The 235-nt window shown below is 48.5% G+C and carries 1 protein-coding gene; it reads right to left on the bottom strand.

The window, feature by feature from the left end:
• A partial coding sequence (locus AAEY88_RS15485; RefSeq protein WP_350563812.1) for a cupin domain-containing protein occupies positions 1-235 on the bottom strand: 235 nt, incomplete at both ends.

The following is a 235-nucleotide window of genomic DNA, read 5'->3' as shown; positions in this document are numbered from 1 at the left end:
ACTCTCCGCTAATCACGTAAATCTCTTCACCGCCAAAATGACGATGGGGTTGAAAATGAGTCCCTGCTGGCCACATCACTAATGCCGTAGATTCGGTGCCATGTTGATGTAGCGGCATAACCCGTAATTGGCCTTGACCCGGTAACCAATCAGCGTTGTTGGTATTAATAGCCACTTGCTCAGAGTCACTCTCTTGAAACTGGTGCAGCTTAACCAATAGCGTGCAGCCTTGTAC

This window comes from Psychrobacter sp. CAL346-MNA-CIBAN-0220, from assembly GCF_040309805.1.
GTDB lineage: Bacteria > Pseudomonadota > Gammaproteobacteria > Pseudomonadales > Moraxellaceae > Psychrobacter.
Note: the sequence above shows the minus strand (reverse complement) of the source record. Positions and strands in the feature narration are given on the sequence as shown.